The organism is Paenisporosarcina sp. P4_D4 (assembly GCF_056401835.1).
Genome location: NZ_JBFUIO010000320.1, coordinates 1 through 1,091, shown reverse-complemented (window position 1 = coordinate 1,091; position 1,091 = coordinate 1). Strand labels below are relative to the sequence as shown.

Below are 1,091 nucleotides of genomic sequence, written 5' to 3'. Positions count from 1 at the left end.
GTTTTTTTATTAAATTTTTTGGAAGTTAGCATTGAAGGGGAGTAGTGCGATTTCCTTTCAAATATTGTTTCGTACAAAATCCTTTATGAGGTGCTCCAGTTTCTCCCCTTGGTGTAGCTTTGAAATAAAGTCGTACCGTTTATAAAAAAGATGTACCGTTATATCCCTTTGGATATGGTTATCTAAAGGGGTGTTTTATTAGATTATTCGAGTTTGAATATGTCATTGAGATTGTGAAGGTCTTCACTTAAACTAACGGGGCAGGTTAGTGGATTAAGAAGGTACATTTGCATTTGGAGGGAGTTATTATAAGTGAAGTTATCCGACTAAAAAGGCACGTAAGYATGGCATTTAATATTAAAAATGAATATTTATTCATAGRGTAGTCTTCCTCAGAAGGCTATTCTTTTTTAGTGAAATTTGTTAATTGTTGTTTACTTTTTAAATACTCAATCGTTGATAGTGWAGGAGGGTGGTTAAGGATGAACAATTAGGTTTGGAAGGCTGTATATTTTCTTTTGCTGAAAATGGGGGCAATCAAAGAGGACGCGGAAGACATCGTTCAGGAAACTGCTTTTCAATTTGTGCAGTATTTAGATACGCTTCAGGAAGTGTATATTGATGCATGGCTATATAGAGTAGCAATCAATAAATACTACGATAGCTTAAGAAAACGTAAGTATAAAGATAATTATGTAAAGATATTTAACCTCGATGATTTACCGGATTGGACAACACCAGAGCAAATCATTATAGAGAATGAATTGCATATATGGCTATCAGATTGCTTAGGCAAAATTCCGCAAAAAGATGCAGAATTACTGCTGCTTAAATATAGTGGGAATTTGTCCTTAAAGGATATCGCTATTATTTATGGTACAACAGATAAATCGATTAAAACGCAGTTAGCCAGAGCAAAGAAAAAAATGAAAAAGATGTTGGAGGAGGTTCAACGATTTGGATAAAGATTCAATTTTTAATTCTGAAGATGGTTGAACTGTGAGACACATTTTGCTCGCACGATACTTCTTGTWTCSTTATATAATCTGAGTAAATCGCCATTTATTAACTGTTTTACAATTTACAGGTTC

1 pseudogene is annotated in these 1,091 nt (G+C 33.7%); it reads left to right on the top strand.

The features are described from left to right. Positions 1 to 509 precede the first annotated feature (509 nt). Positions 510 to 965: pseudogene (locus tag AC1DSL_RS18525) on the top strand (RNA polymerase sigma factor); the annotation flags it as partial. Positions 966 to 1,091: the final 126 nt, after the last annotated feature.